The organism is Nocardioides sp. (assembly GCF_036374615.1).
Classification (GTDB): domain Bacteria; phylum Actinomycetota; class Actinomycetes; order Propionibacteriales; family Nocardioidaceae; genus Nocardioides.
The window spans coordinates 1-7996 of sequence record NZ_DASUTK010000124.1 but is presented as its reverse complement, the minus strand read 5'-3'; the positions used below and the strand labels follow the sequence as shown (position 1 = coordinate 7996).

Genomic DNA, 7996 nt, shown 5'->3' with positions numbered 1-7996 from the left:
CCGGGACGCCGCCTCGTCGATCAGGTCGATCGCCTTGTCCGGCAGCTGCCGGCCCGTGATGTAGCGGTCGCTCAGGGTGGCGGCCGCGACCAGCGCGGCGTCGGTGATGCGGACGCCGTGGTGGGCCTCGTACTTCTCCTGAATGCCGCGGAGGATCTGGATCGTGTCCTCAACGGACGGCTCCCCGACGAAGACCTGCTGGAACCGGCGCTCGAGTGCGGGGTCCTTCTCGATCCGCTCGCGGTACTCGTCGAGGGTGGTGGCGCCGATCATGTGCAGCTCGCCGCGGGCGAGCATCGGCTTGAGCATGTTCCCGGCGTCCATCGCGGAGTCGCCGCCGGCGCCCGCGCCGACGACGGTGTGCAGCTCGTCGATGAAGGTGATGATCTGCCCGCCGGCGTCCTTGATCTCTTCGAGGACGGCCTTGAGCCGCTCCTCGAACTCGCCGCGGTACTTCGCGCCGGCGACCATCGCGGCCAGGTCCAGGCTGAGCACGCGGCGGCCCTTGAGGGAGTCGGGCACGTCGCCCGCGACCACGCGCTGCGCGAGACCCTCGACGACGGCGGTCTTGCCAACGCCGGGCTCACCGATCAGAACCGGGTTGTTCTTGGTGCGCCGCGACAGCACCTGCACGACGCGGCGGATCTCGGCGTCACGACCGATCACGGGGTCGAGCCGGCCGTCCTCGGCGGCCTGGGTCAGGTCGACGCTGTACTTCTCCAGCGCCTCGTACGTCGACTCGGCGTCCTCACTGGTGACCCGACGGTTGCCGCGGACGGCTGTCAGTCCCTCCCGCAGCCCGTCGGCCGTGAGGCCGGCGTCGGTCAGCACCTTCCGGGCCGGGGACTCGACGGTGGCGATCGCGATCAGGAGGTGCTCGGTCGCGACGTACTCGTCCTTCATCGAGGAGGCGAGGTCGAGGGCGGCCGCGAGCACCCGGGTCAGGGACGGTGAGGCGCCCGGCTGCTGCACGGTGGAGCCAGTGGCTCGCGGCAGGCTGTCTCGTACCTGCTCCGCCCGCGCGGCGAGGGCGGCGCCGTCGACACCCGCCTTGCCCACGAGGGCACGTGCGGTCCCCTCCTCCTGCCGCAGCAGCGCCGCGAGCAGATGGATCGGCTCGGTGGCACTGTTGCCCGCGGTGGTCGCGGACAGCTGGGCCGCCTCGACCGCCTCCCGACTGCGCGTGGTGAACTTCTCGGCTCCGAACTGGCTCAACGCATCTCCTGTTGCTGTCGCGGTTCGCCCATGGTCCTCCGATCCAGGGCCTCATGCATCACAACGTCCCCAAAGTTGAGTCTGTTCCACTCAACTCTGCTTTCCATGAAGAATCGGCGCCTTCGGTCTAGGATCAGCCGCGAACGCACCGGAAGAGAGGGTGACCGCGATGGGGCTGGGCAAGATCTTCGGCAAGCATCGGCCCGAGGCAGCAGCAGAGCCCGGGACGCAGGAAGAGGCGCCCGAGCCGCAGTCGACGACCGAGTCGACGTCCACGTCCACGTCCAACGGCATCAAGGTCGTCATCATCGACGACGACCCCGACGCACGTGACTTCATGCGGATGGGCCTCGAGGTGGGCGGCTTCGAGGTGGTCGGCGAGGGCGGAGACGGACCCTCGGCGGTCCAGGCGGTGAGCGAGGGCAAGCCCGACCTGGTCCTGGTGGACCTCCACATGCCGGACATCGGCGGGCTCGAGCTGCTGCCGCAGCTGCGTGAGGTCCACTGGGCGTGCAAGTTCGTCGTGGTGTCCGCGATCGGCGCGACCCGGATGATCGAGGCCGCGATGGAGGCCGGGGCAGTGGGCTTCATCGAGAAGGGCGTCTCTCCACGCAGCGTCAACATCCACCTCGAGAAGGTGGCGCACGCGGGAGCCGTCAAGGTGATCCGGCCCTACCCGCTCAACAGCGAGTACCCCTAGCCCCAAGCGGCGCCGTGTGCCTGAGAGTGCGCTGGAGCGCACTCTCAGGCGCACGCGACGCCAGGGTGCGACGATGGGTGTGATGCCCGTCCGCGAGCTCCCCGTGCTGACAGCCGACTGCAGTCGCTGCTTCGGCCTCTGCTGCGTGCTCCTCCCGTTCCGGCGCGAGGGTGGTGCGTTCGGTGCGGACAAGGAGAGCGGTACGCCGTGCGAGCACCTCGACGCGCACGACCGCTGCCGGATCCACGACTCGCTGCGTGAGACCGGCTGGAGCGGGTGCCAGGCCTTCGACTGCTTCGGCGCGGGTCAGCACGTCTCGCAGGTCACCTACGGCGGTGAGTCCTGGCGAGTGGCCGAGGACCTCGGCGAGATGGCGGCCGTGCTGTCGGTGATGCGGCAGCTCCACGAGATGCTGGCGCACGTGGGCGAGGTACTGCGGCGCTCACCGACCCCTGCCGCAGCCGAGCGGCACGACGAGCTGGTGGCCCTCACCCACGCGGAGCCCGAGACGATCCTGCTCGCGGACCTCGACCGGATCCGCGACCACGTGAGCGAGGTACTGCGCGAGGGCTCGGCCCGGTTGCACGGGCCCACGCGTCCGATGCCGGCCGACCTCGCCGGCCGCGACCTGCGGCACGCGGATCTGGTCCGCGCCGACCTGCGAGGCGCCCTGCTGATCCGGACCGACCTGCGTGGGGCCGACCTGTCGCGGGCCGACCTGCTCGGCGCGGACCTGCGCGACGCCGACGTACGCGGCTCGCTGCTCGAGCAGTCCTGGTTCCTGAGCCAGGCTCAGCTCAACACCGCCCGGGGTGACGCGTCGACGAGCATCCCCGCCCACCTCACCGTGCCCAACCACTGGGGCGGGTAACGGTGCTGTAGGTGCGCTCCCACCCCGGTACAACGGGTGGGAGGCGCACCTGGGGCACCGTTACGCGTTCTCCTCGCAGTACGCCGCGAGGTTCGCGAGCGACGCGTTCAACCCCTGCTGGTGGAGGTCGGGGTCGATGCCGGCGGGTACGTCGGTGGCGTCGATCGCGACCCGGGTGCCGCCGTCGCGCGGGGTCAGCGTCCAGGTCATCGTCATCCGGCCTGCGTGGTCGGGGTCCTCGGAGTCGAACTCGACCCCCCAGACGATCCGGTGCCCGGGGACGAGCTCGTCGAGCTCGACGTGGGTGACGTCCGAGTCGCCCGTCGTCTTGCCGCGGCCTGCCGACCCCTCGTCGTAGGTCAGCGTCATGGTGAAGCCGCCGCCCTCGCGTGCGTCGAAGTCGCTGAGCTCGCCGGTCATCCCCTCGGGCGGCAGCCACGACGCGAGGGCGTCGCCGTCGACGAGGGCCTCGTAGACCGCGTCGGGGGGTGCCGCGACGTCGGTGACAGCCCGGTCGAGGCGCGGCACGGTCAGGGCCTCCGGCGCCACACGACGACGGACTGACCGACCTCCGGACGGCGGAGGACGGGGAGCCGGTCGGCCGGCGGTCGCGTCGCCAGTGCCTGGCGCAGCGCCTCGCGCGTGGCCTCGAGCTCGGCCACCAGCTCGTTGTTGCGGGCCTGCAACGCTGCGACCTGGTTCTCCATGTCCAACAGCCGCCGGACACCCTCGACGCCCACCCCGGACGCCGTGAGCTCCGCGATCGAGCGCAGCCGCTCGATGTCCTGGTGGGAGTAGCGCCGGCCGCCGCCGAGGGTGCGGCCGGGCGTGATCAGCCCCATCCGCTCGTACGCCCGCAGCGTCTGCGGGTGAAGCCCGGACAGCTCGGCGGCGACGCTGATCACGTAGACGGCGGCGTCGGGACCCGGTGCCTGGAAGCTGCTCACGAAGCACCGTCCTCGAAGAGGTTGGCGCGCAGCGGCTTCCCGGCGGTGGCCGCCCGGTAGGCCTCGACCGCCTCGCGGGCGCCGCTGTCGAGCGCTCCTGGAACGTGCACGTGCACGGTCGCGAGCAGGTCGCCCTTGGTGCCGTCGCGCCGGGTGGCGCCCTTGCCGCGGACCCGGAACGTGCGCCCGTTGGGGGTGCCGGCCGGGAGCTTGAGCGTGACCGGCGCGCCGCCGAGGGTCGGGATCTTCACCTCGGCCCCGAGTGCCGCCTCGTCGAAGGACACCGGCACGTCCAGCGTCAGGTTGTCGCCGCTCCGACCGAAGACCCGGTGCGGACGCACCTTGACGGTGACGAACAGGTCGCCGGCCGGACCACCGTTCGTGCCGGCCGCACCCTTGCCCTTGAGGCGGATCCGCTGACCGTCCTTGACCCCCGCCGGGATCCGGGCCTGGATCGACCGCGCCGACGACCCACGGCCCGAGCCGTGACAGGTGGGGCACGCCTCGTCGTACACCAGCTGCCGCCCGCCGCAGGCGGGGCAGGTCTCGTTCATCGCGAACGCGCCACCGGTCGAGACGACCACGAAGCCGGCGCCCTCGCACTCGGTGCAGATGTGCGGCTTGGTCCCCGGCTTGCCGCCGGTGCCGGCACACGTCGGGCAGGGCGCATCGGAGGTGAGGCGAAGCGAGATGGTCACGCCGTCGATCGCGTCGGTGAAGCCGATCGTGGCGGTGGTCTCGACGTCGGAGCCTCGCTGCGGGCGCGGCTGGGCGCTCGTGCGTGCCCGGCTCCCGAAGAGGTCGCCGAACATGTCGCCCAAGCCCCCGGTGCGCACCCGGTCGCCGAACAGGTCGCCGACGTCGAAGCCGCCCTGACCCCCGCCGCCGAACCCGCCCTGCGGGAAGCCGAAGCCTCCGGACGCGTACGCCGCGCGCACCTCGTCGTACTTCTTCCGCTTCTCGACGTCGCCGAGCACGTCGTAGGCCTCGGCGACCTGCTTGAACCGGTCGTGCTTGGCCTGGTCGCCCGGGTTCGAGTCGGGGTGGTTGGCGCGGGCGAGCTTGCGGTAGGCCTTCTTGATCTCGTCGGCACTGGCCTCCTTGGACACGCCGAGGACCTGGTAGAAGTCCTTGGTCGCCCAGTCCGCACGGATGCCGTCGTTGGTGCTCACTCGCTCACCCCCTCCACTCGGGTCTCGCCCTCACTCGTCTCCTGCTGGTGCGGCTGGCACTCAGCTGCTTGCCGGGTCGACCACCAGCACCTGCGCCGCCCGGAGCACCCGGTCGCCGATCCGGTACCCCGCCGTGGCGATCACCTTGCAGGTCGTGACCTCCACGTCGGGATCCTCCCCGATGTGCGACAGCGCGTCGTGGAGGTTGGGGTCGAACGGGTCGCCGGGCTCGCCGAACCTGGTCAGACCGAAGCCGGCGACGACGCGCTCGAGCTGTTCTGCCACCGCCACGAACCCCGGGTCGAGGTCCCCGTGCTCGCGAGCCCGGTCGACGGCGTCGAGGACCTCGATGATCGGCACCAGGACGCGGTACGTCGCGTTCTGCTCCAGCATCGCCCGGTCACGCTCGACCCGGCGCTTGTAGTTGAGGAACTCCGCCTGCAGTCGCTGCAGGTCGGCGGTCCGCTCCTCGAGCTGGGCCGCGAGCTCGTCGGCGTCCGGCCGAGCCGCCGCGTCCACCGGGTTCAGCAGGTCACCGGGCTCCGCGGCGTCGAGCGGCTCAGCCGGCTCCACCGGCTCGGCCGGCTCCACCGGCTCCACCGGCTCGGCCGGATCCACCGGCTCCGGCGGATCCACCGGCTCGACCGGGTCGCCCTCGGCGCGGTGGGTCACTTGGACTCACCCTCGTCGGCGGAACCCTCGGTGGGCTCGTCGACAATCTCGGCGTCGACGACGTCCTCGTCGGCCTCTCCGGTCGCCTCGGTGGTCCCACCGGCCGCGGCCTGGTCGGCCTCGGCAGCGGCGTACATCGCGGCGCCCATCTTCTGGCTGGACTCACCGAGCTTGGAGACGCCGGACTGGATCTCCTCAGCGGTCGCCTCGGCGTTCTCGAGCGTCGCCTTCAGCGCGTCGACGTCGGCCTGCACCTCGCCCTTGACGTCCTCGGGGATCTTCTCGGCGTTCTCCTCGAGGAACTTCTCGGTGGAGTAGACGAGCGAGTCGGCCTGGTTGCGGGTCTCGACGACCTCGCGACGCTTGGCGTCCTCCTCGGCGTACTGCTCGGCCTCCTTGACCATCCGGTCGATCTCGTCCTTGGACAGGGCGGAGCCGCCCGAGATGGTCATCGACTGCTCGCGGCCGGACGCCTGGTCCTTGGCGGACACGTGGACGATGCCGTTGGCGTCGATGTCGAACGTGACCTCGATCTTCGGGATGCCCCGAGGTGCCGGCGGCAGGCCGGTGAGCTCGAAGTTGCCGAGCGGCTGGTTGTGCGCCCACATCTGGCGCTCGCCCTGCGCGACCTTGATCTCCACCGACGGCTGGTTGTCGTCGGCGGTGGTGAAGATCTCCGACCGCTTGGTCGGGATCGTCGTGTTGCGCTCGATCAGGGTCGTCATCACGCCGCCCTTGGTCTCGATGCCGAGCGACAGCGGGGTCACGTCGAGCAGCAGCACGTCCTTGACCTCGCCCTTGAGGACGCCGGCCTGGAGCGCGGCGCCGACCGCCACGACCTCGTCGGGGTTGACGCCCTTGTTGGGCTCCTTGCCGCCGAGCAGCTCCTTCACCGAGTCGGTGACGGCGGGCATCCGGGTGGAGCCGCCGACCAGCACGACGTGGTCGATGTCGCTGATCGCGACGCCCGCGTCCTTGAGCACCGACTGGAACGGCGCCTTGGTGCGGTCGAGGAGGTCGGAGGTCATCTTCTGGAACTCCGCGCGGGTCAGCTTCTCCTCGAAGTGGAGGGGGCCCGACTCGCCGTGGGTGATGTAGGGCAGGTGGATCGTCGTCTCGCTGGAGCTCGACAGCTCGATCTTCGCCTTCTCCGCGGCCTCCTGGAGGCGCTGCTTGGCGATCTTGTCGGTGGACAGGTCGACGCCGTTGCCCATCTTGAACTTGTTGACCATCCAGTCGACGACGCGGGCGTCCCAGTCGTCACCACCGAGGTGGTTGTCACCGGAGGTCGCCTTGACCTCGACCACGCCCTCGCCGATCTCGAGCAGGGAGACGTCGAACGTGCCGCCACCGAGGTCGTAGACGAGGATCGTCTGGTCGTCGCCCTTGTCGAGCCCGTAGGCGAGCGCGGCAGCGGTCGGCTCGTTGACGATCCGCTGCACCGTGAGGCCGGCGATCTCGCCTGCCTCCTTGGTGGCCTGGCGCTGAGCGTCCGAGAAGTACGCCGGAACGGTGATGACCGCGTCGGTGACCGGCTCGCCGAGGTAGGCCTCGGCGTCGCGCTTGAGCTTCTGCAGCACGAAGGCGCTGATCTGCTGCGGGTTGAAGGTCTTGTCGTCGATCTTCACCTCCCAGTCGCTGCCCATGTGGCGCTTGACCGAGCGGATGGTGCGATCGACGTTCGTCACCGCCTGCCGCTTGGCCACCTCGCCGACGAGCACCTCGCCGGACTTCGAGAACGCGACCACCGACGGGGTGGTGCGGGCGCCCTCCGCGTTGGCGATGACGGTGGGTTCGCCACCCTCGAGAACCGAGACGACGGAGTTGGTCGTCCCGAGGTCGATACCGACCGCACGAGCCATGATCTGCTTCCTTCCGATTGCGCTCCGGGACCGGTCCCGGCTGACGTTGGAGATAGTTGAGTGATCTCGACTCAACTTATGTGTGCCAGCATAACGAAGGGCCATGACACCTTGTTCCCAGGCCTCCCACGGGCTGCCGAAACGCCGAGCCGTCAGTTGTGCAGGCTCGAGACCCGCCGATCCGTCAGTTGTGCAGTTTCAGAACCGCCCGAGCCGTCAGTCCCGCGCGGCCGCCGCTGCCGAAGTGACGGCGAACTGCACAAGTGACGGGTCGGCGCCGCACGAACCTGCACAAGTGACGGGTCGGCGTACGGAATATGCGGTGGCGGTTCCGTGTCACACCTGCATGACCATTCCCCGGATCGAGCTCAACGACGGCGCGTCCATCCCCCAGCTCGGGCTGGGCGTCTTCCGGGTCCCACCCCAGGAGACCGCGCGGGTGGTGACCGACGCACTCGAGTTGGGATACCGCCACATCGACACCGCCCAGATGTACGGCAACGAGGCGAGCGTCGGAGAGGCGATCGCGGCGTCGGGGCCGCCCCGGGACGAGCTGT

At 70.3% G+C, this 7996-nt stretch carries 9 protein-coding genes; 3 read left to right on the top strand and 6 right to left on the bottom strand.

Annotated features, from left to right (window positions below):
* Nucleotides 1-1215: Clp protease N-terminal domain-containing protein (locus tag VFZ39_RS10100; protein ID WP_330865619.1), on the bottom strand; the 1215-nt coding region annotated here is incomplete at its 3' end.
* Between the two features lie 169 nt (nucleotides 1216-1384).
* On the opposite strand from VFZ39_RS10100, the gene VFZ39_RS10095 reads away from it, so the two are divergent.
* Together VFZ39_RS10095 and VFZ39_RS10090 are read left to right on the top strand one after the other, a co-directional pair.
* The gene (locus VFZ39_RS10095) at nucleotides 1385-1915 is read left to right on the top strand and encodes a response regulator transcription factor (RefSeq protein WP_330865618.1); all 531 of its coding nucleotides are present in this window, start codon (nucleotides 1385-1387) and stop codon (nucleotides 1913-1915) included.
* A gap of 73 nt (nucleotides 1916-1988) precedes the next feature.
* Nucleotides 1989-2786, top strand: a complete 798-nt coding sequence (locus tag VFZ39_RS10090) for a pentapeptide repeat-containing protein (protein WP_330865617.1) — start codon at nucleotides 1989-1991, stop codon at nucleotides 2784-2786.
* Between the two features lie 60 nt (nucleotides 2787-2846).
* On the opposite strand, the gene VFZ39_RS10085 is transcribed toward VFZ39_RS10090, so the two are convergent.
* Genes VFZ39_RS10085 through dnaK form a run of 5 tightly spaced genes read right to left on the bottom strand, consistent with a single transcriptional unit; the run spans nucleotide 2847 to nucleotide 7439 of the window.
* Nucleotides 2847-3314 carry an SRPBCC domain-containing protein gene (locus VFZ39_RS10085; protein ID WP_330865616.1) on the bottom strand — a complete coding sequence of 156 codons (468 nt, stop codon included), beginning with the start codon at nucleotides 3312-3314 and terminating at the stop codon, nucleotides 2847-2849.
* Nucleotides 3315-3316: 2 nt separating this feature from the next.
* Nucleotides 3317-3733: a heat shock protein transcriptional repressor HspR gene (locus VFZ39_RS10080; protein WP_330865615.1), complete on the bottom strand. Its 417-nt coding sequence runs from the start codon at nucleotides 3731-3733 to the stop codon at nucleotides 3317-3319.
* A complete protein-coding gene (gene dnaJ, locus VFZ39_RS10075; RefSeq protein WP_330865614.1) occupies nucleotides 3730-4905 on the bottom strand; it encodes a molecular chaperone DnaJ in 1176 nt (391 codons plus the stop codon). Before dnaJ ends, VFZ39_RS10080 begins: the two co-directional genes overlap by 4 nt.
* A 60-nt stretch (nucleotides 4906-4965) precedes the next feature.
* Complete coding sequence (grpE, locus tag VFZ39_RS10070) at nucleotides 4966-5577, bottom strand: nucleotide exchange factor GrpE (RefSeq protein ID WP_330865613.1); 612 nt, start codon at nucleotides 5575-5577, stop codon at nucleotides 4966-4968.
* Nucleotides 5574-7439 (bottom strand): molecular chaperone DnaK, encoded by a 1866-nt coding sequence (dnaK, locus tag VFZ39_RS10065; protein ID WP_330865612.1) that lies wholly within the window; start codon nucleotides 7437-7439, stop codon nucleotides 5574-5576. The genes grpE and dnaK overlap by 4 nt, the downstream gene beginning before the upstream one ends.
* A 346-nt stretch (nucleotides 7440-7785) precedes the next feature.
* Here dnaK and VFZ39_RS10060 point away from each other — a divergent pair.
* A partial coding sequence (locus tag VFZ39_RS10060; RefSeq protein WP_330865611.1) for an aldo/keto reductase occupies nucleotides 7786-7996 on the top strand: 211 nt, incomplete at its 3' end.